The organism is Acinetobacter sp. CAU_H_29a_1 (assembly GCF_058599505.1).
Genome location: NZ_CM178655.1, coordinates 2,531,139 through 2,557,481, shown reverse-complemented (window position 1 = coordinate 2,557,481; position 26,343 = coordinate 2,531,139). Strand labels below are relative to the sequence as shown.

25 protein-coding genes, 2 pseudogenes and 1 other annotated feature are annotated in these 26,343 nt (G+C 41.2%); of the genes and pseudogenes, 17 read left to right on the top strand and 10 right to left on the bottom strand.

What is annotated here, in order from left to right:
• Positions 1 to 214 precede the first annotated feature (214 nt).
• The 4 genes from AC4MDD_RS12760 to AC4MDD_RS12745 all read left to right on the top strand — a co-directional run bounded on the left by AC4MDD_RS12760 (position 215) and on the right by AC4MDD_RS12745 (position 2,935).
• A complete protein-coding gene (locus AC4MDD_RS12760; RefSeq protein ID WP_159151709.1) occupies positions 215 to 493 on the top strand; it encodes a hypothetical protein in 279 nt (92 codons plus the stop codon).
• A 163-nt stretch (positions 494 to 656) separates the two neighbouring features.
• Complete coding sequence (locus AC4MDD_RS12755) at positions 657 to 2,363, top strand: mechanosensitive ion channel (protein ID WP_005399955.1); 1,707 nt, start codon at positions 657 to 659, stop codon at positions 2,361 to 2,363.
• A 60-nt stretch (positions 2,364 to 2,423) separates the two neighbouring features.
• Positions 2,424 to 2,615 carry a hypothetical protein gene (locus AC4MDD_RS12750; RefSeq protein ID WP_010326226.1) on the top strand — a complete coding sequence of 64 codons (192 nt, stop codon included), beginning with the start codon at positions 2,424 to 2,426 and terminating at the stop codon, positions 2,613 to 2,615.
• 167 nt (positions 2,616 to 2,782) lie between these two features.
• The gene (locus tag AC4MDD_RS12745; protein ID WP_005399953.1) at positions 2,783 to 2,935 is read left to right on the top strand and encodes a hypothetical protein; all 153 of its coding nucleotides are present in this window, start codon (positions 2,783 to 2,785) and stop codon (positions 2,933 to 2,935) included.
• Positions 2,936 to 2,956: 21 nt separating this feature from the next.
• Here the strand turns inward: AC4MDD_RS12745 and AC4MDD_RS12740 are convergent, their stop codons facing one another.
• The 5 genes from AC4MDD_RS12740 to AC4MDD_RS12720 form a co-directional block, all read right to left on the bottom strand.
• The gene (locus tag AC4MDD_RS12740; protein ID WP_491881761.1) at positions 2,957 to 4,156 is read right to left on the bottom strand and encodes a BaiN/RdsA family NAD(P)/FAD-dependent oxidoreductase; all 1,200 of its coding nucleotides are present in this window, start codon (positions 4,154 to 4,156) and stop codon (positions 2,957 to 2,959) included.
• A gap of 64 nt (positions 4,157 to 4,220) precedes the next feature.
• Positions 4,221 to 5,090, bottom strand: a complete 870-nt coding sequence (locus AC4MDD_RS12735; protein ID WP_491881760.1) for a 1-aminocyclopropane-1-carboxylate deaminase/D-cysteine desulfhydrase — start codon at positions 5,088 to 5,090, stop codon at positions 4,221 to 4,223.
• Positions 5,091 to 5,152: 62 nt separating this feature from the next.
• Entirely contained in the window at positions 5,153 to 6,313 is a 1,161-nt protein-coding gene (locus AC4MDD_RS12730) for an HlyD family secretion protein (protein WP_491881759.1), read from the bottom strand.
• Positions 6,314 to 6,345: 32 nt separating this feature from the next.
• Entirely contained in the window at positions 6,346 to 7,983 is a 1,638-nt protein-coding gene (locus AC4MDD_RS12725; RefSeq protein WP_491881758.1) for an MFS transporter, read from the bottom strand.
• A 12-nt stretch (positions 7,984 to 7,995) separates the two neighbouring features.
• Positions 7,996 to 8,544, bottom strand: a complete 549-nt coding sequence (locus AC4MDD_RS12720; protein ID WP_178905302.1) for a TetR/AcrR family transcriptional regulator — start codon at positions 8,542 to 8,544, stop codon at positions 7,996 to 7,998.
• A 545-nt stretch (positions 8,545 to 9,089) separates the two neighbouring features.
• Here AC4MDD_RS12720 and AC4MDD_RS12715 point away from each other — a divergent pair.
• Positions 9,090 to 9,293 (top strand): NF038215 family lipoprotein, encoded by a 204-nt coding sequence (locus AC4MDD_RS12715; protein WP_279670532.1) that lies wholly within the window; start codon positions 9,090 to 9,092, stop codon positions 9,291 to 9,293.
• Positions 9,294 to 9,500: 207 nt separating this feature from the next.
• On the opposite strand, the gene AC4MDD_RS12710 is transcribed toward AC4MDD_RS12715, so the two are convergent.
• Both AC4MDD_RS12710 and AC4MDD_RS12705 read right to left on the bottom strand, forming a co-directional pair.
• On the bottom strand, positions 9,501 to 9,956 hold the full coding sequence (locus AC4MDD_RS12710) for a DIP1984 family protein (protein WP_491881757.1): 456 nt from the start codon (positions 9,954 to 9,956) through the stop codon (positions 9,501 to 9,503).
• 471 nt (positions 9,957 to 10,427) lie between these two features.
• Positions 10,428 to 12,047 carry an oleate hydratase gene (locus AC4MDD_RS12705; RefSeq protein WP_491881756.1) on the bottom strand — a complete coding sequence of 540 codons (1,620 nt, stop codon included), beginning with the start codon at positions 12,045 to 12,047 and terminating at the stop codon, positions 10,428 to 10,430.
• 441 nt (positions 12,048 to 12,488) lie between these two features.
• Between AC4MDD_RS12705 and AC4MDD_RS12700 the strand changes: the two genes are divergently transcribed.
• From AC4MDD_RS12700 to AC4MDD_RS12680, 5 genes are all read left to right on the top strand, one after another.
• On the top strand, positions 12,489 to 13,112 hold the full coding sequence (locus AC4MDD_RS12700) for a LysE family translocator (protein ID WP_078388386.1): 624 nt from the start codon (positions 12,489 to 12,491) through the stop codon (positions 13,110 to 13,112).
• A gap of 110 nt (positions 13,113 to 13,222) precedes the next feature.
• On the top strand, positions 13,223 to 13,894 hold the full coding sequence (locus AC4MDD_RS12695; protein WP_491881755.1) for a CsgG/HfaB family protein: 672 nt from the start codon (positions 13,223 to 13,225) through the stop codon (positions 13,892 to 13,894).
• Positions 13,895 to 13,907: 13 nt separating this feature from the next.
• Positions 13,908 to 14,285: a DUF4810 domain-containing protein gene (locus tag AC4MDD_RS12690; protein WP_078388388.1), complete on the top strand. Its 378-nt coding sequence runs from the start codon at positions 13,908 to 13,910 to the stop codon at positions 14,283 to 14,285.
• On the top strand, positions 14,282 to 14,962 hold the full coding sequence (locus AC4MDD_RS12685; protein ID WP_491881754.1) for a DUF799 domain-containing protein: 681 nt from the start codon (positions 14,282 to 14,284) through the stop codon (positions 14,960 to 14,962). The genes AC4MDD_RS12690 and AC4MDD_RS12685 overlap by 4 nt, the downstream gene beginning before the upstream one ends.
• Before the next feature lie 91 nt (positions 14,963 to 15,053).
• Positions 15,054 to 16,358, top strand: coding sequence for an IS4 family transposase (locus tag AC4MDD_RS12680; RefSeq protein ID WP_062032364.1), 1,305 nt, complete (start codon positions 15,054 to 15,056; stop codon positions 16,356 to 16,358).
• A 110-nt stretch (positions 16,359 to 16,468) separates the two neighbouring features.
• On the opposite strand, the gene AC4MDD_RS12675 is transcribed toward AC4MDD_RS12680, so the two are convergent.
• A complete protein-coding gene (locus tag AC4MDD_RS12675; protein ID WP_491881753.1) occupies positions 16,469 to 17,443 on the bottom strand; it encodes an MBL fold metallo-hydrolase in 975 nt (324 codons plus the stop codon).
• Between the two features lie 145 nt (positions 17,444 to 17,588).
• On the opposite strand from AC4MDD_RS12675, the gene AC4MDD_RS12670 reads away from it, so the two are divergent.
• The 5 genes and pseudogenes from AC4MDD_RS12670 (at position 17,589) to AC4MDD_RS12650 (ending at position 21,898) form a co-directional block, all read left to right on the top strand.
• Entirely contained in the window at positions 17,589 to 18,161 is a 573-nt protein-coding gene (locus AC4MDD_RS12670; protein ID WP_491881752.1) for a hypothetical protein, read from the top strand.
• Positions 18,136 to 18,878, top strand: a pseudogene (locus AC4MDD_RS12665) (IS3 family transposase); the annotation flags it as partial. The gene AC4MDD_RS12670 and the pseudogene AC4MDD_RS12665, both read left to right, overlap by 26 nt.
• Positions 18,411 to 18,527 (top strand) — a sequence feature (AL1L pseudoknot). Its footprint overlaps the pseudogene before it by 117 nt.
• Positions 18,879 to 19,382: 504 nt before the next feature.
• Entirely contained in the window at positions 19,383 to 20,624 is a 1,242-nt protein-coding gene (gene ltrA, locus AC4MDD_RS12660; protein WP_004826931.1) for a group II intron reverse transcriptase/maturase, read from the top strand.
• Between the two features lie 79 nt (positions 20,625 to 20,703).
• A pseudogene (locus AC4MDD_RS12655) lies at positions 20,704 to 21,189 on the top strand (IS3 family transposase); the annotation flags it as partial.
• Between the two features lie 133 nt (positions 21,190 to 21,322).
• Complete coding sequence (locus AC4MDD_RS12650; RefSeq protein WP_491881751.1) at positions 21,323 to 21,898, top strand: toll/interleukin-1 receptor domain-containing protein; 576 nt, start codon at positions 21,323 to 21,325, stop codon at positions 21,896 to 21,898.
• A gap of 62 nt (positions 21,899 to 21,960) precedes the next feature.
• Here the strand turns inward: AC4MDD_RS12650 and metG are convergent, their stop codons facing one another.
• Positions 21,961 to 24,018, bottom strand: a complete 2,058-nt coding sequence (gene metG, locus AC4MDD_RS12645) for a methionine--tRNA ligase (protein ID WP_491881750.1) — start codon at positions 24,016 to 24,018, stop codon at positions 21,961 to 21,963.
• Between the two features lie 351 nt (positions 24,019 to 24,369).
• On the opposite strand from metG, the gene AC4MDD_RS12640 reads away from it, so the two are divergent.
• Together AC4MDD_RS12640 and AC4MDD_RS12635 are read left to right on the top strand one after the other, a co-directional pair.
• On the top strand, positions 24,370 to 25,170 hold the full coding sequence (locus AC4MDD_RS12640; RefSeq protein WP_491881749.1) for a hypothetical protein: 801 nt from the start codon (positions 24,370 to 24,372) through the stop codon (positions 25,168 to 25,170).
• Positions 25,171 to 25,319: 149 nt separating this feature from the next.
• Entirely contained in the window at positions 25,320 to 25,784 is a 465-nt protein-coding gene (locus AC4MDD_RS12635) for a hypothetical protein (RefSeq protein ID WP_491881748.1), read from the top strand.
• Between the two features lie 43 nt (positions 25,785 to 25,827).
• On the opposite strand, the gene AC4MDD_RS12630 is transcribed toward AC4MDD_RS12635, so the two are convergent.
• Positions 25,828 to 26,157, bottom strand: a complete 330-nt coding sequence (locus AC4MDD_RS12630) for a hypothetical protein (protein WP_058869148.1) — start codon at positions 26,155 to 26,157, stop codon at positions 25,828 to 25,830.
• Positions 26,158 to 26,343: the final 186 nt, after the last annotated feature.

Here is a 26,343-nt window from a genome sequence, read left to right as displayed (position 1 = left end):
CTTTTTGTCTACGCCTATATGAAATACTTTTTATATGACCTTTAACATTGATTTGACAGAAGAGTGACTTTTTTTAAAACCATAAAAAATAACAATTTAACTTAAAATAAAGCGCTTGTTTACTATCTCACTATGCTTTGAAACACAATGCTACACAAGCAGTTGTTAGTATGAGAATTCGACAACTTGATAATAGAAAATTGAGGGGGAACATATGCCACATGATTTCAATAAACCGTCCCATGTACAAACGCCAGAGGAGCGGCAGAAGAAAAAACGCGTGCCCTTGTATATATTGGCATTGGTCGGAATTTTCTTAATCGCATTATTATTTTATATGTTTGCAGATACCAAGCCAAATCCGAATGAGGCGCCTCCAGGTCATCCGAATCCGAGCGCAGAGCCTGCAACACCGAATAATAGCACCACTGCAACAGCAGGTGACGAAGCGGTAGCCACCGATAGCAATACGGCGACTGCAACTGACCGCTAAATGTGACTAAAGCCCTTGTAATGTACAGGGGTTTTTTCTTTAGCAGTCATCAAAAGGTATTCCATTTCTCATTCATACCTCATGGCAGACAATCACTTCAAAACTAAAATCTGTAGTTGAGCAAAGGTCGCTGTGATGTAGACACAACAAGAGGGAGAACAAAATGAATGATTATGTAGGGCATCAGGGTCGATTTGATGCGATGTATTATTGGGACCAGTTTCACCCAATCCTGTCCGCAATCGCCATCCTGATCATTGGTTGGATTATTGCATTATTGATTGCAGGTGCTGTGAAAAAGGTTTTAACCAAACTCGGGACCAACCAAAAACTTTCCAGTGCTACTGGCCATCGCTCGAATATTGAAAATATTATTTCTCGAGTTGTGTTTTGGCTCATCTTGATTATTGCGGTGATCGGTGCACTCAATGTTCTCAATCTCACCAGTGTAAGTGGGCCATTTAGTAATATGGTTCAACAGTTCTTGTTGTTTATACCACAATTGTTGGCTGCTGTTGCTGTGGGCTTTATTGGCTGGATTGTGGCAAAGCTGGTCAAAGTGGGTTTACAAAAAGGATTGGATCGAACTCAGTTAGATGAAAAACTCAGTCAGGATGTCGGAGTCAGTACGCTGAGTCAAAACATCAGTGAAATTGTCTATTGGTTGATTTTATTACTATTCTTACCCATTGTTTTGTCGATACTCGGTCTGACTGGGCTGCTCTTTCCGATCCAAAATATGGTCAATGAAGCCGTACTGTATCTACCAAATATCTTTATTGCGGGTGTAATTGTTTTTGCAGGTTATATTCTAGCCAAAATTGTACGGGGCATTATTGAGGGCTTATTGAGAAGCCTAGATGTACAAAAACAGGTTGAAAAAGTAGGACTGTTTAAAAACTCAGATTTGGCTAAAGTGCTCGGATCTTTTGTTTTTGCAATGGTTATTATCACAGCGCTGATTATTGCGTTTGAAGCTTTAGGCATTGATGCAATTTCTCAACCAGCGACGGCCATGCTGTATGAAATCATGAATGCAATTCCGCACATCATTGCAGCGGCATTAATTTTAATTTTGGCCTATGTGGTGTCACGTTTTGTCGCAAGTCTTGTGGTTGAAGTCTTGTCGGGAACAGGTGTAGATGACATTCCAAACAAAGTTGGCTTGCAACGTTTCTTAGGAAACACCAAAGCGTCTTGCGTCGTGGGTTATTTCATTGTGTTCTTTACCATGTTATTTGCGGTCTCTGAAGCAGCAAATCGACTCGGCTTTGAACAGATCAGTGGTTTGATTGCGATGTTTATCCAGTTTGGTGCAAACATCCTATTGGGTGCAGTCATTTTGGGTGTGGGCTTCTGGTTGGCGAACTTGGTTGCACAGGTGATTGAGCGTGGTGAATACAACAGTTCTCGTTGGGTGGCGAACATTGTTCGTGTCTTGATCATTGGCTTAGTGTTGGCGATGGGCTTGCGTGCAATGGGTATCGCAGATTCGATTGTGAATTTGGCCTTTGGCTTAACGCTTGGTGCGGTTGCTATTGCTTTTGCACTGGCTTTTGGTCTCGGTGGGCGTCAACCTGCGGAACGGGTTTTGACCGATTTGTTAGATAAAGCCAAAAAAGAAGGTACGCAACCGAATCCACTTTATCAGGCCAAAGCTGAAAGCACACAATCCGCACAAGGCAAAGAAGAGCATGCCTCACTGAAAGAGCAAATGGATACACCAACGGTTGCAGAGGAATATCAACATGCAGATGATATTCCAACTACAGCAGAGGTCGATCCTGCGCATAAACCTTTAAATAAACCTTTTGGTTCAACGGGTGAAGCTGAGCAAGATATTGATGTTCATCCCAAAGATCCAGACTAAATTAATCACCCTAAACACCGACCACTGATGGTGGTTGGTGTTTTTTATTGGAGTAAACCGATGTCAAAAAAAGCCCCAAATAAATACTTTGCCCCAATCATCATTGCAGGTATTACGGTTGGATTTTTTGTGAGTGCTTATAAATTTGTATTTGCAAAACCGAAGATCGATACAACAACACACGCTAATGTTGAAAAAATACCGACTGCGGCAACTGAAGGCCGTGATGCGGATGAATCTGATGAAAAATAATACAAAAGTCTATAGTGAGGAATGAAATTTAATTTGGTATGTTTGATGCATGTGGAATATGGATATTTCATAAATTAGAAATACTTACATGCCTATACTTTTGTGATAGCTGCATGGACATTTCACGATTTATTTTTATAAATTGCAGTTTAAAAAGGAAAAAACAGATGATACAAATATTAAAAAAAACATTGATGGCGAAACGTTCAGTGATCCAGCCGAGCCATGTCCATATTGCCATTGCGAAAATGGACTTAGCACTTGCCCGTCAGCGGAAGCAAAAGCAGTGCGTACTGCTACGCACTGATTATTTAGAATAATTTATCATTTAAGCAGATGGTTTAGACATATTCTGATGCGGCATGCGCAGATGACCATGCCCATTGGAAGTTAAAACCACCCAAATGTCCTGTCACATCCAATATTTCACCGACAAAGTACAAGCCTTTTTGCTTTTTACTTTCCATGGTTTTCGATGAAACTTCAGTGGTGTCTACACCGCCTAAAGTCACCTCAGCAGTACGGTAGCCTTCAGTTCCTGATGGTTTGACTTCAAACGCATGCAAGCGTGTTGCAATGTGCTCCAGTTTTTCATCCGACAGTTGGCCAATCGCTGTTTCAGCCAGTTCAGACCAAATGAGGTTTTGCAGTTCAAGCACCACACTTTTAGGCAAATGTTCACCCATTAAAGTGCGAAGTAAGGCTTTGGGTTGACTGTGCTTCTTAGCTTTTAAATAGTCGTGCAAATCCACACTTGGCAGGAAGTCAATTTTGAAGCTTTGTCCGACATCCCAATAATTCGACAGTTGTAGCGAGCTTGGCCCACTGAGTCCACGATGGGTAAATAAAAGGGCCTCAGTGAAAGCGTTTAAGTCATTTGATAAAGTCGCATCGACCGCGTTGCCACTTAGGCGAGTGGTCACTTCTTTAAAGCTATCTGAAAAGGTAAAAGGCACCAAACCTGCGCGAGTTGGATATACATGGTGACCAAATTGCTTTGCAATTTCATAGCCAATGCCTGAACCGCCTAAGGTCGGAATAGATAAACCACCCGACGCAATGACTAAAGATTCGGCTTCAAAATAACCCAGTGTCGTAGCAATTTGAAAACCTTGCTCATCGAGTGCGGTAATGGCTTTTACTTCACAGTTGGTTTTAATGTCGACCAAACCTGTTTTTTCACACTCGCTCAATAGCATGGCTAAAATTTCTTTGGCACCTTTTAGGGTGAACAGCTGACCGTGTTTACGCTCTTCATATTCAATACCATACTCACAAACCATCCCAATAAAGTCCCAATTGGTATAGCGAGTGAGGGCTGAAATCACAAAGTGTGGATTATGTGAAATAAAGTTGCTTGGCTCGACATACAGATTGGTAAAGTTACATTTACCCCCACCTGACATGAGAATTTTTTTGCCGACTTTATTGGCTTTTTCTACCACCACCACTTTACGTCCGCGTTGAGCTGCCATATAGGCTGTCATTAAGCCAGATGCACCTGCACCTAAAACTAAGACATCATATTGATTTGCGGACATGACACACTCACGGGAGAATAAAGCAGGGCATTATAGACCATCTTTTTTGCTTTTTCAGGACTATCTAAAGTGTGGCTAAACGAGCTTGTAGCCCACCTGAATGAATCACCAAAATACGATGATCTAGGGGAAATGTACCTTGTTGAATTAAATCGGTTAAGCCCAACAGCATTTTGCCTGTGTAAATCTGTTCCAGTGGAATGTCATATTGCTGTTCAAAAGCATGGATAAACTGCAAGAGTTCAGCATTAGTTTTGGCATAACCACCACAACAATATTGATCAGTAATTTGCCAATTTCGTTTTTCAGTCAGTTGCTGTAGTTCTCGACTCAAAAAATCACCTTTGAGTGCGGAGAAGCCCAAAATTTGCTGTTGACGATCACTGGCTTCAATCAGACCCGCAATGGTGCCACCCGTCCCCACGGCACAACAAATCAGATCGAAATTTTCTCGATCCGCATCAGAGAGAATTTCTGTGCAGCCTTGAATGGCAAGGGGATTGGTTCCCCCTTCGGGAATCACATAATAATCAGGATAATCTTGTTGTAACTGTGCTAAGTATGCTGGATTTTGCTTTTGACGATAGGCTTCACGGGACACAAACTGCAATTGCATGCCGAATTGCTGTGCTGTATTTAAAGTTGTATTCAGGGGTTTACAGGCCAGTTCTTCGCCTCGAATAATGCCTAGACTCTCAAAACCAAATAACTGCGCTGCATAGGCCGTGGCGGCAATATGATTGGAATAGGCACCGCCAAAAGTCAGCAGTTTTTTATAGCCTTGTTGCTGCGCCGCCAACAGATTGTATTTCAGTTTAAAAAATTTATTGCCTGAAATGTGTGGATGGACCAAGTCTAAACGTTTGATGCTGATCTCAAATCCTTCGACAGTAATTTGCTGATAGGGAATGGTTTGGGCAATTTGGTCAAACATAGAATTTTATCAATTTGGCTCAAGGCATAGTGTAAGTGAAAAGTCGTGGTTTCTGCACAGAATTAACGCTGTGCAGATTGGGTATCGACCGAACTAATTACGGACATGCCTGGACGTAGGGTTTCAATGCCCGTTTGATTCGGATCAATTGCAATCCGTACCGCAATGCGTTGTACCACTTTGGTAAAGTTACCTGTCGCATTATCAGCTTTAAGCACGCTGAACTCTGAACCCGCCGCTGGGGAAATTTGCTCGACATGACCTGTAAATTTCTGATGATTGAGGGCATCCACCGTGAACCATGCTTTTTGCCCAATTTTCATGTTGGCAATTTGAGTTTCTTTAAAGTTTGCGGTGACCCAAGTCTGCTGTGGAATCAGATAGAGCAACTGTGTGCCTGCGGCCACATATTGTCCCACACGTGGATTGACTTCACCCAGTTGCCCATCCATCGGGGCGATAATACTGCTGTAGTTTTTGGTGGTTTGGGCTTGATCCAGTTGTGCAGCGGCATTGGTTACTTGCGCTTTGAGTCCAGTTTCAGCAACTTGTGCGGTTTTTAACGCTTCTTGAGCAACCAGTACATTGGCTTGTGCCTGTTGTAATAGGGCTAAGTTATTTTGCGTATCTGCAACGGCTTTGTCTTGTTCTGATTTAGATGCTGCACCAGAGTCCCCCAACTGTTGATAACGCTGCTGTTGTGCCAATGATAGTTGGTAGGCTGTTCGCGCTTGTTCAACTTTGGCTTCTGCCGCCACAATATCGGCTTTACGCTGAGCAATATTTTGGCTTTGATTGGACAGAGCATTCTGCGCTTGATCCACCCCAGCTTCAGCCTGTGTGACTTTTTGGTCATAGGTCGTGGCATCAATATGCATTAACACCTGTCCTTTTTTGACGTGATCAAAATCACTGACCAACACATCTTTGACATAGCCGTTAATTTGCGAAGAAAGCACTGTGGTTTTGCCTTTGACATAGCTGTTGTCAGTGGACTCAACGGTACTGTCAAATGGCCCAATTTTCCATGCCCATAAAATGATCCCGATACCGATGATGAGTATTAAAAACATCAAGATCAGTGTACGTTTCGCTGTTGGAATCAGTTTACTCGAAGGCGGCGTAATCGGTGTTGCTGCAGCCACGGGCTGTTCAGGCTGAGAGACATCTTCAGAACTTGCGGTTGTTTCAGCGGGAGCTACTGGTTTTTGATCTTCAGACATAACAATTTCTCAATAAATAGGGAGCAGTGGCATTAGACATGACCGATTTTCGCTTGTTGTCGCAGTTGATATTGATTCCGTGCAATCAGGAATGTCCCCCACAGCAATAGCAGCATGGCAACGACGCCATTGAAACTAATCACATCGTTATAGGCACGGACTTGAGCTTCTCGAGTCACCACTTGATTTAAATTTTTTAAGGCTTGTTGTTGATCCAGCGTGTAACTATGCGAACTTTGTTGATACGCTAAAAGACGCTGCGCAATCAATGGATTGGTTTCGGGGAGTTGTTGAATCATCTCAGCACGGTAGTTTTGGGTTCGGACTTGTTGATAGGTGGAGTAAAACGATGAACCCACTAAGCCGCCAAAAGTTTGGGTCGCTGAAAATAAAACAATGAACGTGACAATATGGGTGGGGCCTTTTTGCATGGCGCTTAAGATACCCGTGATCAAGAGTGGGCCAATAAACACACCACTGGCAAAGCCCACCAAAAACTGACTGCCGTAGAAGTTGGAAGGGCGAATATCGCTGGTGAGATGAAAATCCAACCCGCAAGCAATCAACACCAAAGCTTCGGCTAACAGTAGGTGCCAAATAATCCGTTCACGTGAAAAAGTAATCGCACTAAATAAGGTACCAGACACGATGCCTAAAAAGATCACCACATAGAGCGGGACAAATTGATCGGGGCCCATGCCCATAGTTTTGAGAAAACTCACGGCAGCATAACTTTGCTCCGACATTAAGAAGCGTATTGCAAAGGCACCGATGATAAAACGCACCGTGGATGATGTCCCCAGCCAACGCGTCATAATCAATGGATTGACCCGATAATGCTCGTAGACCAAACCAATCACAATTAGGCTGAACCCTGCAATGAGCAAATAGGCTAACCATTTCACTTCAAACCACCACAAGATAGGCCCTTGGGTCAGCACAATACACAAAAAGGCAAAACCGGGCGCAAGCAGAGCAAAGGTGAAGAAGTCTTGCTTTTCAAAAACAGCAATTCTTAAACTGCGGGGTAATTTAAGCGACACCACCATTGCGAAACAGCACAGCGCTAAACCAATTTCAAAGGTATACAGGACATTCCAGTTATTCACATCAATGAGGTATGGAGAAATGATCCATGCCAAGGGAATACCGAGTTGTTGGAAGCCTAAAGCCAAATAGATACTGCGACCAAAATTTTCCCGCTTAAAGGCCTGCATAATGTAATACATGCCTAAAGAGCTGAGTGGTGCTGCAACCATGCCGCTAATGAAACGTACCAATACCGCCATTTCAAAGGTATGCACAAAGACGTGTAAAACCAAAACCACAATAAAAATGAGTAGACCAATTTCAGAGAATAGACGCAGACCATATTGTTGGCGGGCTTTAAACAGAATCAGGTTCGCACTGACATTAGCCATGACATAAGCTGCGGGGATCCACGCTACCTCAGAAGGAGTAAGTCCATATTCACCCTGAATTAAGGGTAAATTTGCGGTAATAAAACCGTTACTGAGACTTGCAGACAGTGCGACAAACAAACCAATAAAAAAATAGATGAAGCGCTTAGGTGTGGAGTGCGCAATCACGGCAGGAGAGCCAGGCAGGGTTGGCTTTTCTTCTGCTGTCCAGTTTGGCGCAGGTTCGAGTAAACGCGGTGGCTGTGTCATGAGTGGTGACCTTTATGCCCGAATACCATTGAGGAGTAGCTCAATCGCACGTTGTGCAAGTTGTTGTTGCTCTGTATCGGTCAGCCCTTGAAATGAAGTCCTTAAAATGGCCGTAATCATGGCGTAATCTTGGGTGGTCAAATCAGGGCGACATACGCCGTGCCGAATGGCTTGATCAATCAAAGGCTGTAAAATCGCATCGCGGCGCGCGTAGATATCGACCATGACGGGATCATTCCGCTCAATCACCCGCCAATATTCCATCAGTGCAGTTAAATACGGCAAGTTATAGACATGGTTTTCAATTAAACGAATAAAACCATCCTCATATTGAGAAAACGCTTCAGCACGAACTGCAAGACGTTCCAAAGCTTGCTCCATGAGTGCAATCACTAAGGCACGACGGTCATCAAAATTACGATAAAACGTCGCCCGTCCGACATTGGCGGCATCAATTACCTGTTGTAAGGGCGCATTTATCCCGTGTGTGCGAAAAACCTGAACTGCGGCTTCCAGCAATTCCTCACGGTTTTGTGCAGCACGCTGTTGACGACTGGTCATGGTGATTATTTCATTTGATTTGAGGGTGCTATTATTTAACGGACAAAAGTGTCCGTTGTAAATATTCAATCCTGTAAGATTTTGTAAATTACTTTGTCTTTTTCTAATTTAATCTAATTTCGATAAGAAATAGGCGACTCGGAAACGTCATCTGCAACCTGCATGGTGTAAATAAGATAATGTTTTATTCGCTATATTTTAATGAATCCAAGAAATGAACAGGTTTTGCAGATGACAATGGTTTTGCCTACTTTTGCCTAAACAAAAGTAGGGCGAGCCGCAGGCTGATGAAGAAATTGAATAAAACAAGATAAGACTCCGCCAAGATAGTTTTTTAATACGTCGGATAAATATTTAGATCAAATTTTGGTTAACTTAAATCATTCATGTTATTGTTTTATCTATGAATGATTGATATTTATTTTAATAAAGAAAATACGCAGAGAACCCTCATGTAGATGGATAAGAGTTGTAACAAAGTCGATAGGATTGGAAAAATAAAAGTGCTATGCTGAAAGCACAATAATGATAAATGAGGGGATATGATGAAAACCTTATCTACCCTAGTATTGGTTTTATTGCTCACTCAACTGACCGCGTGTGATGCAAAAAAGGATTTGAATCAGCCTAGAACTGAAGCTCGTACCATGATTATTGGTGGTGTTCCTGTGCATGATCGTGATTATAAACTGCCATCACAAGATATGGCTTTTAATCAGAAATCGTCTACACAGGCTGATGCGTACTAATAGGTGAAAATAGGGAGGCATATTGTCAGTACATGGTGGTGCAAGGTGCGATGTGCAGTATAAAAGATGCATTGTGCTACGTCAGATTTGTAAAAATGTGAAGTAGACGTCTTACTTCCTGCAAACGTTTGTTGAATTAAAGCCTTACAAACGTATAAAAGGCCTTGTACTCGCCCAATATGCCCAAACTGTTGTGGCTCAAATTGGCTAGATCAGTTCGATTTGCCAATTTGAAGCTTGAATCTCTAAGTTATTTTGCCTGAGTTGCTGGCTAATTGCATCGGCTTGTTTTTGCAAGTCTGCAACCACAATAGTTTTAACCCAGCGAATTTCACTCGAACTATAACGACCATTTTCACGTCGTGAACTGTCGATGGCCTGTTGAATAATACGATGCTGTTGTGTGAGCAAATCACGTGTGTTTAAAACACTGAGCATGGATTGGCCCGTGCTGGTTTTAGCTTGAGCATTGGTCGCATGAATTTTTTCAATCAGATGATGTAACTCTGTATTTACACTAAAGGCCTCACCCATCAGCGCATTCGGATCTTCACTCAGTTCATCGCCTTCTTGGATTAGCACATTATTGTTGATGCGTTGTTGTAAAGAAGCGAGTTTGGTTTGTAAGTCACTACGCAATAAAAGTGCTTCTGCTAGTTTCATAGGTTTATTTTTAAAGTTTTAGATGAGTCTTATGCTGCATCTGTGCAGTCAAAGCTTCAAGTGAGTTTTGTAATTTTTATGAAATCTAAAATCATGAGAAAACGATAGAAAAGCACTTAGTCAGTTTCGGAGTGTTATTTAAAACGTGGAGATGTTTTTCCGATGTTGATTAGTCAATTTATTTACTAATGAGGTATAAAGTTTTATCTAATTTTGCTTTTTATCCAATTTAAAATTAGGTGCGTACACGGCCTCAACATTTCAATAAAGTACAAAAGGTGTTTGTGTAGGCAATACCCTTACTTTTGATAGGCCAAAAGTAAGCAAAAGCCTTTGTTATCCATACATAACATCCCTATTATGATGGATAACGTGTGGCATCCCTGCCACACTCGCGTATCCAAACGTTGCTTAAATTAAACTATGTAATAGTAGCGATATAAATATGTTCTTATCACTATTATTAAAAGCTTAGTGGAACACGGTTTCCAAAGCTTTCAAACCGACTTTTGGATCAAGCAGACCATTGTAAATTTCAGGGATTTCACGTTCCACCCCAAAGAATTCATAAATGGCAAGCATCGCCCCACGAACTGAATATTCCACAGTAAAGACCACGTCATCTTCAATTTCCACAAACTGTCCAAGGAAGGCAAAGTTTTGTGAGCCTTGTGGAATTACCTGTGGACGATCCCCCGGCTTACGGCAGGCGAATAGGGCAGAGGCATATGGCATCATGGCAGTGGTTACATTGGTGGTTGCCAAAACATGATCTAAAATGTCGTCAAAACCGAGCTGTTTAATCAGTTCTGTTAGGATTTCTTGCCCTGTGGCTTCGGACATTGGTTTCTTGATGTAATCGCCCATATGGTCAATTTGGAAACCGTAGCCCCATAAGGTATACAGGCCTTCAGGTAAGTCGGCAAAGTGTGGCTGTGCAGGAACCACAATGGATAAATGCCAACCCGACTCATACCAAGTCATTAGTGCGCCTGTGCCTGGTTCATTTCCCGTATAGTCAACAATGCGTTTAAGCAGCACGTCATCTTTCATGGTCAGAGTGAAAGACTCCCACTTATGTTCATCGACATTGCCATAAAAAGTCATTGGACGGCCAAAGTCTGGGGCTTTTTGTGCCAGTGTTTCCCAAAGTGTCCAGCCATGGTCTTCACGATTACGAACGAGGGGAGGCACGTCATGATTACCACCATAACGTGAGTCTGCTGTAATAGAGCCTAAAGTGAAAATGGCTAAATCATTGGCTTTCAGATTAATTTGCTCTGAGCCTTCAGGCAATTGTACATATAGGCGCGAGGCATGGCGCTCTTGAGTTTCAGCATTGGTGATGAAGTCCGCATCTGTGACGTAGTGTCCAAAACGCACATCGACCCCTTGTGCGACTAACCAACGCTGTAGGGGCAGGATCATTGAATCATATTGGTTGTACTTGGTACGTTTCACACCCGCTAAGGTATGAATGCGTGGCAATTCTTGGATAAAACGCAAGAAATAGCGCCTTAACTCTGCTGCACTGTGCCATTTTTGAAAAGCGAAAGTTGTGCGCCACATGCGCCAGAAATTGGTTTCAAAAAAGGCTTCATCAAAAAACTCATCAATGCGGCGACTGCCAATTTTTTCTTCTTTTGAAGCCAGTAAGCGGAGCATTTGTGCACGATGTAGCGTATTCAGCCCAAGCTTTGCTGCATCCGCAATGACATGTTCGGCATCAATCAAACGTGCATTGGCGTGGGTTTTCACTTTTTCATTAAACTCACGACATTCTTCACGCACCGAAATGTCTGGATTTTCCAAAGATGGAATACTGGAAAATAAGTCCCATAGGCACAAATAAGTTTCATCGGTCAGCATTCGCCCACCACGTGTTACCCAAGCTTGCGCGGCATGCGGTGTATGTCCACCATCCATCGAACCACCTGAAATATCGAGTTCTTCTAATATATGGATATTTTTGGTAGGGACTTTGGCATCACGGATTGCAAATGCAGCAGCAGCCATACCTGCGATACCACCACCAATAATCCAAAGATGGGACTGTTGTGCGTCTAATGGGGTGCGCTTCTTCTTTTGCATGGTTCACCTTTAATAATGATGTTAAAAACTATGAAGTATAAAATGTGATTTAGAAAAACCTTAAAAATAGTATGACTTTTTATATATGAAAAATGTATGAAATGGGAAGCAATTTACTCATTATATTTTGTAATCAAAAATAAGCACATGATGGCTATCTTTAATACACATTTGTCTTTTTATTAAAATTGAATATGATCTAAATATCTGATGTTGCAGTTTATTGTTGAGTAATTGCTCTAGTATTGTTTTCACTATGCCCTATGCTAAATTTCCTTAAAAATAGGCTTTTTTATTTATCATTAAAAAATATAATGGACGTACGTGCTGCGGCTTGATCACGATATAAATGTGAAAAATAACTGATAAAGTGAATATCGTAAAAACTTTGTTTAGCGTAAAATCGCAGCTGATCAAATTCTCTCAATTTAGAGGTCACTCTTGGAATCATTTTGGATTTTGGGCTCGATTGCCTTTGCATTAATGTTAGGCGCAATGAGCCCTGGACCGACGTCGATTTATGTAGCAAAAAATTCGATTGCGATTTCTCGAAAGCATGGCCTCTTTACCGCACTGGGGACAGGAACAGGCGCAGCTGTTTTTGGTCTGTTGGCTGTACTTGGCTTACAAGCCTTTTTGTTGGCAGTGCCGTCAGCGTATTTGGCCTTAAAAATTTGTGGTGGGATCTATTTGCTTTGGCTCGCATTTAAAATTATTAAACACGCCAAAGAGCCAATTGAGGCAGATCATTCCAGCTCAAAAGCAATGACTTTACGCCGTGCCTTTATGACTGGTTTAATTACTCAGCTCTCCAACCCTAAAATTGCGATTGTTCTAGCCAGTATTTTTACTGCACTTTTACCCAAAGAAATCCCAACTTATTACTATTATGTACTGCCTATTCTATGTTTCTTTATTGATGCGGGTTGGTGTTCGTTGGTTGCAGTGGCATTGTCTGCTGAAAAGCCGCGCCGCGTGTATTTGAAGTTTAAAGCCGTATTTGACCGCGCAGCAGGGGCGGTGATGACGGTGTTGGGTTTAAAACTTATTTTTGGAATGAAGTGATAAGGTTTTCAACAACAAAACTGGATTTTGTATAGGTAACTAAAAGCTAAATGGTTATAATCCCTTTGATTTTTTAATGATTTATAAATTAAAGATTTGAGGGATAAATTTTGAATAAATCTATATTTTTGGCCGTTTTGAGTGGCTTAGCATTATCTGCATGTTCAACAACAGAAACGTCAAAAACAATTCAATCACCGCAAGTAACAGCGGCAGTGGCAACAGTCAAATACGCTGGCACTAAAACGCCTGTTTCTGTAGGAAAATTTGACAACCGTTCGAGCTATATGCGTGGCATTTTTTCAGACAATGTTGACCGTTTAGGTGGTCAAGCGAAAACCATTTTAGAAACGCATTTACAGCAATCGGGCTATTTCTCTGTCCTAAACCGTGACAACCTTGCTGAATTACAACAAGAAGCAGGCTTTACTAAATCCTCTCAATCTATCAAAGGCGCACGTTATGTATTAACGGGCGACGTGTCTGAATTTGGCCGTAAAGAAGTCGGTGATCACCAGCTATTTGGCATATTGGGTCGTGGTAAAACCCAAATTGCTTATGCCAAAGTGAACTTAAACATTGTCGATGTAAAAACAGCAGAAATTGTTCACTCTGTGCAAGGCGCAGGTGAGTATGCACTCAGTGAACGTGAAATTTTAGGTTTTGGCTCTACCGCTTCTTATGACTCAACTTTAAACGGTAAAGTTCTAGATTTGGCTGTACGCGAAGCGGTTAATAATTTGGTGTTGGATATTCAAACCAATAAGTGGTCTGCGCAGTAACTGGTTTGAATCAATGAAAAAAATCGTATTGGTTTTAGGTGCGATCTGCACCATGACTTTGGTGGGCTGTGTTTCAGCGCCAAAATCGTTATATAGCTGGGGCGAATACCCGCAGCAAACCTATTTGATGTTGAGTCTGCCAGAAAAGACTTCTCCACAAGAACAGATTGGTAAACTTGAAAAAGATATTGAAAAAGCCAAAGCCAAAAATGCAGCAGTGCCTCCGGGCTTGTATGCACATTTGGGTTTGTTGAATTTAAATATCAATAATGGGCCACGTGCTGTTCAGTATTTTGAACTTGAACGTCAAACTTACCCAGAGTCGACAGTATTAATGGATCGTCTTTTGAAAAAAATGACGGCTCAGTCTGCGGCAGGGAGTGTGAAGTGAAAAATTTCAAAAAACTATGCGTACTTGGCCTTGCAATGACACTCTTCACAGGTTGTGCTACGACACCAAAAAGCAATCGTGACTTATCTGCATATCATGCCAATATGCCAAAATCCATTTTGGTGTTGCCGCCTGTGAATGAGTCACCCGATACACGGGCAACCTATGGGTATTGGTCTACCGTGACTTTACCTGTAGCAGAAGCGGGCTATTATGTGTTCCCCATTTCTGTGGTCGATACGCTATTTAAAGAAAATGGCGTAACCAATGGCTATGATGCGCAGCAAATTCCAATTCAGAAACTCAATGACATTTTTGGAGCGGATGCCGCACTGTATGTCAAAGTTAAAGAATATGGTTCTAAGTATCAGGTGATTCAATCGACTTCGACCGTTGCGGTCGAGGCAAAATTGGTGGATTTAAAAACCGGAGCATTATTATGGGAAGGTCAGGAAAAAATCCAACAAGCCAATAATAATAGCAACGCGGGTCTGGTCGGGATGTTAGTGGGTGCTTTGATTGACCAAATTTCGAATCACTTATCGGACAAAGCCTATGTACTGTCTAACAGTGTAAGTACGCAGTTGTATGCTCCGCAGTTGATGCAGCAAAAAGGGTTGTTATATGGACCTCGTTCTCCGCATTTTGTACAAAACTCGATGAGTCCACAGCAGTAAAAAAAATCCCCTCAAATGAGTAATGCCAGTCAGTTAAGCAAAAAAAGTTAAAATGCTGTAAAAAGAGCGTATGTAAATACGCTCTTTTTTTATGAATTTATCTCAGAATCTAGATTTAACATTAAAACAAACCTTACCTTCACTTTCACAATTCAGTGAATTGATTGATTTAAACTGGATTGAAGATTGCTTAGACCAAACAGGTAAAGCATCAATTCGAAAAAGAAAACTGCCTGCTGAACATGTTGTTTGGCTGGTAATCGGACTTGCTCTATTTCGAAATCAACCGATTTGGTATGTGGTTCAACAATTGCAACTTGTTTTCGGTACGGCAGAATACTGTGTACCGAGTGCATCCGTACAAGCAAGACAACGCTTAGGCTTAGAACCCATGAGTGCTTTATTTTCGACATTAAGTCAGGCATGGTTTAAAGACTCACAACAACAATATAGCAACTTTCACGGTCTATGCGTTTGTGCTGTAGATGGTGTGGTTTGGTCTATGCCTCATACAGAAGAAAACTTTAAGCACTTTGGTTCATCCAAAGGCAAAACAGCAGCTGCACCTTACCCACAAGTTAGAGCGACTTGCCTGGTGAATACCAATACCCATGAAATGATTGATGCCCAAATGGGCAGTATGGATCAAGGTGAATTAACCTTAGCCAGTCAATTAAAAGCACCAGTTCGCAGTATTACCCTATTTGATCGTGCTTACTTCTCTGCTGATTTTTTAGTGAGCTGGCAATCTCAGGCAGAAGAGAGTCATTGGTTGATGCGAGCAAAGGACAACCTGCGTTATGAAGTGATTCATCATAATGCGGCCCATGACTTTCAGATCAAAATGCCTGTTTCAGCAAGAGCAAAAAAGATAAATCCGTCATTGGGTGACTATTGGGAAGCACGTTTAATTGAAGTTGAATATGCAGGAAAAATAAGACGTTACATTACATCATTAACAGATTCTAAAGTTTATCCATTCAAAGACCTTGCAATGCTTTATATCCAGCGTTGGGAAATAGAAATGTGTTATCGGGAAATTAAAAGTGATTTACAGGATGCAAGGATTTTAAGAAGCAAACAACCTGATTTGGTCTATCAAGAATTGTGGGGGGTATTTATTGCATATAATATCTTAAGAAGACAGATGAGGTTTATCGCTGAACATGCAAAGGTGAGTCCTTTAAGGATCAGTTTCCATGTTGCATCTATGAGTATTATCAATATCTTAAGGCACACACCTTTAGAATCAGCAGGAAACCTACCCAAACATTTAGCGCAATTATTTGAACAATCTAAAATATTTGTATTACCTGAAAAAAGGCAAAGGCAATGTCCGCGAGTAGTGAAAATTAAAGCACAAAAATATCCAAGAAAATGCCAGTCAATTTCTTAACTGACTGGCATTACCTCAAATGAGGGGATTTTTTATGATTTAATAAACTTCTATTAGGTTTGAAGAGACTTTTAACTCTCAGCCCAAAGAAGAGGTAATTTTCGTATAAATTAATCCTTAAAATGCACAGGAATCCATTGATAGCTTTTTCCATCTGCCGAATAGATATGTCCAATAGCAGGGAATGGCAAGTGTGGTGCTGCAATGGTTTTCCCGCCTTTTGCATATTCAGAAAATTGCTTTAAGCGGGTTTGCACTGCTTTTTTGGGGTCGATATCATAATCGATTGCGGTTTCTGGCTTGTCGAATTGCACAGTATGAGAGTGCACAATGTCACCAATAAATACCACTGTTTCATCTTTGGTGTTCAGCTCATAGCTAAAATGTCCGGGTGTATGCCCCGCGGTATTAATGACTTTAAAGCCCTGAACTTGATCGCCCAATTGATACGTTTTGAAGCGTTGTTTGGCTTGATAGGGCGCAATGGCTTGTTTAATTTTTTCAACAGTTCCTAAGTAGCCTGCTTGCTTTTCTTTCGGGAGTTTGTCGACCTGTTTCGGGTTTAGCCAATAGTTCGCTTCATCGTTCGAGACATAAACCGTTGCATTGGGAAAGTTTGCCACGCCATTTTGACTAATGCCACACACATGGTCTGGGTGTAGGTGCGTCAGCAAGATGGTATCGACTTGCTTTGGTTGATAGCCAGATGCTTTTAAGTTGCTTAACACTGAACCCAAATGTGCGCCAAAACAGCTCGCAGCGCCGCTATCCACTAAAACCAGCGAATGGCCTGTATTCACGAGGAAGGCATTGACTGAGGTTTGTACGCCCTTGGCTTGGTCAGCAGCATATTTCTTTAAAATTTCATGTACTTCTTTTTCTGGAGTGTTTTGAAAGAGTTTAGGTGACATGAAGTTGGTACCATCGAGCAGGGCGGTGATTTGTGTATCACCCGCTTGGTATTGGTAATAGCCTGAAACTTGTTTTTGTTGGGGGATTGGGGCAGGGGGAGTAAGGGCGAAGGTTGATGAAAACGTAGTAGATATTAAACCTAAAGAGATGAGTACTGATTTCATGTTTATCATAGGAGTTTTTATAAATTAAAAAGTGATATGTTGTTTTAGCATAGAATAGTGCAACTTTAAATTTTGTATTTATATAAAAATACATTCATAATTTCTAGCAAAATTATTAATGTATAGATTGTGAAAGAAGGTTAGAGAAACGAGCATGCAAGAAAATTATGAAGAAAAAATTAAGCTGATACACAATATTTTAATTGCAGTTTCTACTGGTACGAACATAACTCCAATTTTGAATCAAAATTATTCACAACTTCGAAATGAGTTATTATCCTCTAAGTATAAGGATGTACTACCAATATATGTGAAAAGTAGTTTGGATTTAAAACAGTTTTGGTCAGTAATTAAAAATGAAAGTCCGACTTACAAAGGTCGTAGAGATATATTGAACAGCGATTTTCTAAAATTAGAAAGTTTATCTACTGATAATTATTCTGAAAAATATCATCTTAAAATTTTAACTAAGTCTAAAAAGAAATTTTATAAATGTGATATGACATTTGACGAATTACAGAAAGTTGTAAATTCATATCATTATGCTGAAGATATGGTAATACAAGGAAATACAATACTTGCTTCTGATATTGAATCAATTTCTCTTAAAGAGAGTGTTAAAGATTTCGAAATATTTGAAAGAGAAGCTAGTGAACCGTACCGGGTTTGTCGGAGAGTCAATATTCTGAGAGACTATCCCGATGACAAAATTAAAATATACCCCTGAAATCAGAGAAAGATCGGTTCAATTATTGATTGAATCCGAAAAAGATTATCCTTCTACTTGGGCTGCAATCACAGCAATTGCTCCCAAGATTGGCTGTACTCCTGAAACACTACGTTCCTGGCATCAGAAGCATTTGAATCAACAGAATCCAATCAAAGTACAGCAGCTTTCAGACCAAGAACGCATTAAACAACTTGAACGCGAAAATAAAGAACTGCAGCGAGCCAATGAAATTCTACGCAAAGCAGCCGCTTTTTTCGCCCAGGCGGAGCTCGACCGCCCACACAAATAATGGTGGATTTTATCCATAACAATAAAGCGTTATACGGTGTTGAGGCGATTTGTAGGATTTTACCGATCGCCCCTTCGACCTATTACCGGACTTTAGATCTCGCGGACAATCCAGAACATCGAGCGAAACGAGATTTACATGACTTGCATCATGCTGAACAAATTAAACGAATTTGGAAGGAAAGTTCAGGTCGATATGGTGTACGTAAAGTTTGGCAAAAACTGAAACGTGAAGGCTATATTATTGCACGCTGTACAGTTGCTCGATTGATGCAAAAGCTAGGTATACAAGGTGTTTGGCGTGGGAAGAATAAACAAACTACCCGTAGCAGAGATGATCAAAAACGAGCAGATGATTTAGTGAAACGGAATTTTAGTGCTGATCAACCTGACCACCTGTGGGTCGCTGACTTCAGTGTGCCGCAGCAAGCGGCGTAAGAGATGAGGGTATGGCCCCTCGCTATCGGCTTGCAGGAGCAGGTAGCAAACCACCATAAGCGGCTTGGATCAAAAGTCCCGGTCGTGAGCGTTATGGAAAAGGTATCGTAGAGATGTCAGGTAAGAATTAGGAAGGCGAACAACAGTGAACTGCCGTTCAAGTGTCGAAAGTACTCAAATGACATCAAAACCGGGGATGGAAGTTACCCCGCGATTAGTTTGGCCGTTACCTGCTTACGGGCCATTCGGTGTCCGGCGTAGAGGCAGCGCGATCCTAATTCAGGCTCTTACGTTGAACTGCGGGAACCTTCGGTGGCGATGTCAAGCGAAAGGCACAAGCTCAAAAGGCAAGGCTGATAATAGCAATGCGTCACCAAGGGGCGGAGCAACTCGTAGTAGTGTTGAAGTTACTGTAATGGTAATGGAGCGAAGGGGTTGCATTATCCAGGTCTACGGATTTGTCAACTGTGCAAGCAGGAGGAGCAAAACTTTATGACCAAACCATTTAATATTCCTAAAGCGTTAATTTGGGAGGCATTTAAAAAAGTCAAAGAGAATGGTGGCGCTCCAGGCGTTGATCATGAATCTATTGAGCAATTCGAAAAGCATTTAAAGAACAACCTATACAAACTATGGAATCGACTTTGTTCTGGCAGTTATTTTCCACCGCCAGTTAAGGCTGTTCCGATTCCAAAGAAGTCAGGTGGCGTGCGTATACTAGGTATTCCAACAGTTGCAGATCGAGTCGCGCAAACAGCAGTTAAGCTCTTATTAGAGCCGAAAATTGATCCATTATTTCATCCAAACTCATATGGATATCGTCCGGGGCGTTCTGCCCATGATGCAATTGCGATAGTGAGGAGACGAAGTTGGGATTATGACTGGGTTGTGGAATTTGATATCAAAGGTCTCTTTGATAACATCGACCATGATTTACTCATGCGTGCACTCAAGAAACACTGTGAAATTCCATGGATTCTTTTATATGTGCAACGTTGGTTAAAAGCACCAATGCAACACATAAATGGCCATCTTTTAGAAAGGAATCGCGGCACACCACAAGGTGGTGTTGTGAGTCCTTTATTGGCGAATTTATTTATGCATTATGCTTTTGATATGTGGATTACGAAACATCTTCAAAGTGTACGGTTCTGCCGTTATGCAGATGATGGCGTAATTCATTGTCGGAGTTTATCTCAAGCCAAACTTGTTTTACAAAAGATCGATGCACGATTTCGTGAATGTGGTCTCGAATTGCATCCAGACAAGACAAAGATTGTTTATTGCCAAGATATTAATCGTCGTAAAGCATATCCCGATGTTCAATTTACTTTTCTCGGGTACACGTTTAGGCCCCGTAAGGCTGTGGACAAGTATAAAAGAGTTTATGTAAATTTCTCTCCTGCAGTCAGTCGTGATGCACTTAAAGCAATGCGACAGACTATTCGGAAATGGCATCTACATCTGATGTGTAATCGCGAATTAAGTGATTTATCTGCAATATTCAATCCAATTCTTCAAGGTTGGCAGCAATACTATGGTCGATTCCATGGTTCAGCAATGTCAGCGATCTGGCAACACATGAATGCTTATCTTATACGCTGGATGAGGCGTAAGTATAAAAACTTGGCCCGTCATAAAAGACGGGCTAGATATGCCTTAGGGCGACTTGCGCGTGATTTTCCAAATGCCTTTGTGCACTGGAAAATGGGATGTTTACCATCGGTTGGATAATGGGAGCCGGATGAGCTGAGAGGTTCATGTCCGGTTCTGCGAGGGGCTAAGGGTGAAATTCCCTTGGTCTACTCACCCGTATATTCAAACCAATTCAGGTTGGGTCTATACCGCCTTTATTATTGATGTCTTCTCACGAGCAATTGTTGGATGGAAAGTATCAACACGCATGAATACAGACATGGTCCTGGATGCATTGGAGCAAGCATTGCATGATCGAGGCATGCCAAAGAACGTGATTCATCATAGTGACAGAGGCGTACAGTATCTTTCCATTCGCTATACCAATCGTTTAGAAGCAGCAAATTTACGAGCTTCAGTCGGTACAACGGGTGACTCATACGATAATGCTTTGGCTGAAACGGTGAATGGCTTATACAAAACAGAGGTGATTGAATATTTAAAAGCATATTGGCAAGGTTTAGCAGATGTACAACTTGCGACACTAAACTGGGTAGATTGGTTCAATAAAAAGCGTGTACACAGTGCACTGGGTTATGTATCGCCTTTTGAGTTTGAAGCAATGTACTATGATAAGATTAACCCGTTAGGTCAGGTGGCCTAACTTAAATAAAAAAGTCTCCGACAAACCCGGTACGGTTCATAGGGTAGAATTAGATAAAAAACGTGAACAAGATTCAAATAATGGTTTATTTATTGTAGGGGGGTATGATGCCAAAAGTTACGCTTTTAGCAAATTGAAAAATGTTACTGATAAATTTATCGTATATCCATTAGGTGCTTTAAGAGTAAAAGAACCGCCTGCGCCCTCAGTAGAAAACAAAGGAAATGCATTGAAGAAAATTTTTATTAGTCATGCAACAAAAGATAAAGAAATCATAGAAGAATTAATAGATTTATTAGAAAATATTGGTATAAATTCTGCTCAAATTTTTTGCTCTTCATTTGAAGGATATGGAATACCTTTAGGTGAAAACTTCCTAGATAAAATTAAACAAGAGCTATCATCAGAAGTACTAGTATTATTTGTTATTACTAAAAACTTTTATGATAGCAAAGTCTGTTTGTGTGAAATGGGTGCAGCTTGGGCTTTGTCTAAAGGTCATATTCCAATTGTGGTACCACCATTATCATACTCTGATATACAAGGTGTAATTCCTTTAACACAAGGTCTGCTGATTAATGATATCCCGAAATTAAATAGTCTAAAAGAAAAACTAGAAGAAATCTTTGAGATTGAAGGAAAAATAAGTTTGAATACTTGGGAAAGAAAGAGAAAGAAATTTATTACAAGTCTAAACGAGTTTATATAATTACTAATTATGAAAAAAAGCCCCTACAACGTAGAGGCTTTTTCTCATCTCAGATCTAAATCTTAAGACACTTTATCACCTGGTTTAGCGCCAGATTCAGGTGAAATCACCCAAACACCTTCGCCATTGCCCGCAGCTAAAACCATACCGTTAGAAATACCAAAACGCATTTTACGTGGTGCAAGGTTCGCCACCATCACCACCAATTTGCCTTTTAAGTCTTCTGGTTGGTAGAACTCACGAATACCACTGAATACGTTACGTGGTTCAGCTTCACCAACATTTAAAGTCAGTTGTAGAAGTTTGTCAGAGCCTTCTACCGTTGCAGCTTCTAAAACTTCAGCGACACGTAGGTCAACTTTCATAAAGTCTTCAATGCCAATCACTTCTGCCTCGCCAACTTTTGGCTCAGGCTTAGTCGAGGCTTTCTTCTCTTTTTTCTTCTCAACTTTTACAGGTTCAGCTGCAGCAGCTAAAGAGTCTTTAGATGCATCGACCATTGCCGCAACTGCTTTCGGGTCTACACGTTGCATTAAAGGTTGGAACAATGCAATTTCATGATCGACCAATGACGTTTGAGCAGAAGCAAAGTCAAAGCGGTCTAGTTTTAAGAACGCTTGCACTTGAGCTGCTAAAGTCGGAAGTACAGGTGCAAGGTACACAGCCAATTGACGGAACAGGTTAATCCCGACCGAACAAACATCGTGTACTTGCTGTTCTTCGCCTTCAACTTTCGCTAAAGCCCAAGGTTTTTTCTCATCGATATATTGGTTGGCTTTATCTGCAAGCGCCATGATTTCACGAATCGCAGCAGAGAACTCACGTGCTTCATAGGCTTTCGCAATTGAGTCACCCGCATCAATAAAGCTTTGTACCAATTCAGGCTCTGCACAAGTTGCTGATAATTTATTATCAAACTTGGTGTTGATGAATTTTGCACAACGGCTGGCAATGTTGACCACTTTACCAACTAAGTCAGAGTTTACTTTCTGAACGAAATCATCCAAGTTCAAATCAGAGTCTTCAACTTTATCAGACAGTTTAGACGCGAAGTAGTAACGTAAGTACTCAGGGTTCAAGTGTTCTAAATATGTTTCAGCTTTGATGAATGTGCCGCGAGACTTCGACATCTTCTGACCGTTCACCGTCAAGAAACCATTAACGAATAAACCTGATGGCGTACGGTAGTTTGCACCTTCTAGCATTGCAGGCCAGAACAGCGCGTGGAAGTAAACGATGTCTTTACCAATGAAGTGATAGACTTCTTTGTCAGAGTCTTTCTTCCAAAAGTCGTCAAAACTTAAATCAGGACGTTTAGCTTTGATATAGTTTTCAAAACTCGACATATAACCAATCGGCGCGTCTACCCAAACATAGAAATATTTGTTTGGCGCATCTGGAATTTCAAAACCGAAATACGGTGCATCACGTGAAATATCCCAATCGGATAAACCCGCTTCAAACCATTCATCCAGTTTGTTGGCAATTGAAACAGGTAGGCGACCTTGGTCACGTGTCCATTTTTGCAAATATTCTGAGAAATTCGGCAGTTTAAAGAAGTAATGATCTGACGATTTCTCAACAGGCGTTGCACCACTTAAAGTTGATTTCGGGTTTAACAGCTCGGTCGCATTGTATGTTGTACCGCAGACTTCGCACGCATCGCCATATTGATCTTCCGATTTACATTTCGGGCATGTGCCTTTAATGAAACGATCCGATAAGAACATGCCTTTTTCAGGGTCAAAAAGCTGGTTGACAGGGCGGATGGCAATATTGCCTGCTTCACGGTTTTTTACATAAATTTCAGAAGCGCGCGCGCGGTTTTCATTGCTGTGAGTTGAATCATAATGATCGAAATGCACGCTAAAACCGTCAAAATCACGGATGTGTTCTTTTTGCACATTAGCGATCTGATCTTCAGGTGAAATACCATTGGCTTCGGCACGTAGCATGATAGCTGTACCGTGAGCATCATCCGCACATACATAAGTCACATCGTGTCCCATTGCACGCATGGCACGAACCCAAATATCTGCTTGGATATAACCGAGTAAGTGTCCCATATGGATGGGGCCATTGGCGTATGGTAGGGCGTTAGTGACTAAAATATTACGCACGGATATGACTCTCTCATTCGTATTTTATATAAGGTCAACGATTTTACCTTAGATAGCCGCGACTTGCACAAGTGAATCGGTGAAAAGTTTTCAAATGAGACTAAAGCCCATATGAATTGATCGCTAGATTGAGCATCCATCGCTAATCTGAGCAAGATACTAAAAAAATAATGGGAAATGCATGGTCTAAAACGGCATAAAACAGCTTGTTCATCTTTTCATGAAAGATTGAATGGATTGTTCAAAATTCAAATGATGGAACTTAAAACTAATGCGTATTTTTCTCTATATTCATACGCCATTAACAGCGATAATACGTGCATTCAGCCCGTTTTTAAGAGTATGCCGTCCATGATCGATGATGATTTTGATTTCGACCAACCCGTGACCCGAATTCCGCAAAATCCACAAGCGACTAAACTATTGGGCAATCGACTTTTACAACACGCTGAACAATATCTTGCTTCAATGGGTAGTCAAGCTCATGCACAATTGGTCGAGTCGCTCCGTCAGCTAGAGTTGGAAGATCCGTACTTTGCAATAATGGCCGATCAGCTTGAGTATGAAAGTGATGAACCAATGGCCAATGACGTGCTCAATCTGTTGTTTTTCTGGCAAATGGCCAATGAAAAAGAAGCGGATATATCTGAGTTTCAATTGCCCAATTTAATCCAAACGGACTATTTCCAAGCGACTTTGCTTGAAGCTTACGACGCGATGGATTTGGGTGCATTCCAAGCTCAGCGCCGCAGCGTGATTGAAGAAACCTTAAAACTGTATCAACAGCAGTGTTATGCAGGGTGCATTACAGTTCTTTATGGTCAAATAGAAGGGATTTTGACAGATGCGCTGATTGAACATGGCTATTTACAGCAAAATCAAACCAAGTTTGTCGATGTGTATAAAATCGTACCGGGTTTGAAAGGCCATGAAGTCAAAAGCCTATGGCATAAAGTCAAAATTGCCAGTGAAATCAATCCGTATTTTCTGAGCCTTGAAGCATTGAAAATGGATGCGAGTTCTAGTGTCACCGCCACTCGTCATAATATGGTACACGGTGCGGACGTGATCCATTTCACGCAAGCACGCAGTTTCATTTTGTTTATTTGGCTGTTTGCAGTTATCAGTTTTATCAGTACGTTAAAGCGTTAGTCACTGCCGTTGAGTGGGACAGGATGGTGTTTAAATTGATGCATCCTGTACAGCTATTGTTTCCAAATGATGCAAATGACGTCAGCACTTAAAAAGCAAGGTATAACTCTTAGTTAAGCAAAATTTTAAATACGAAAGAGGGCTGTGACATGACGAATGACAATAAACTCGATGATTTAAAAACCAAAGCGACTGGGTTGGGCGAAGACTTGAAGTTGAAAGCTCAAGCGGCAAAACTTGAAGGCGAGAAAGTGCTGGAAGATGTCAAACATCAGGCTACTGAAGCCAAGCTTGATGCTGAAAAGCAGCTGACTGACTTAAAGCAGAACGCAGCAGAAAGTAAAGCCGAAGGCGATGCAGCTTTTGAGCAAAAGTTGGAGTCTGCACAAGCCAAAGCCGAGCATGCGAAACAAGTCGCACAGGAGAAATTGGATCACTTTAAAGTTGAAGCAGGGCATAAACTGGATGAGGCAAAACTTAAAGCCACTGAGTTAAAGCATGAGGCTGAAATTAAACTGGAAGAATTTAAGGTGCAAGCCACTGAAAAGTTTGACGAGTTGAAAAAGAAAGCCACAGAAACACTGCAAAAGTTTAAAAAAGACGACCAAGCTTAATCCGTCTGAAATGGCGAATGTTGGCCTTAAATGTTCGCTAATACTATGGCGTAGACTGTGTACTGAGTGCAGGGTCTGCGTCCAAGTTAAACCACATGATGCTCTGAATTTGATTGTTTACGGTGCGGATGGTGTAACGATAGTTTGCAATTTCATATACATATACCGTCTCTAGTGGGCTATTCGGCACACTGCTGATTGGGGTAGAGGACATAGAAATTGGCGATAAATCGATTTTTTTCTGCATGTCTTGAACTTGATCACCGATAGTCACCGTTTGACCCGCAGGGGTTTTAAATGAATTGGTTGATGTATCTGCAAAACTAAAGCTAGATATGGTGCAAGCTAAAACAACCACGGCCCAAAGTTTCATTTTTTTCTCCCCCAAATCGCGTCAAGATAGAACAATAGAATATAGATATTTTGCTATGCAATAACATCACCTTAAATGGGGAGATTGGATTTTATTTACAATTCTTTACGTTCAAATTTGATCCAATTCACCGATTTTATTTTTTCAGTTAGCTTAAGCGACTAAGCTTCGCCCTTTGATATTCAG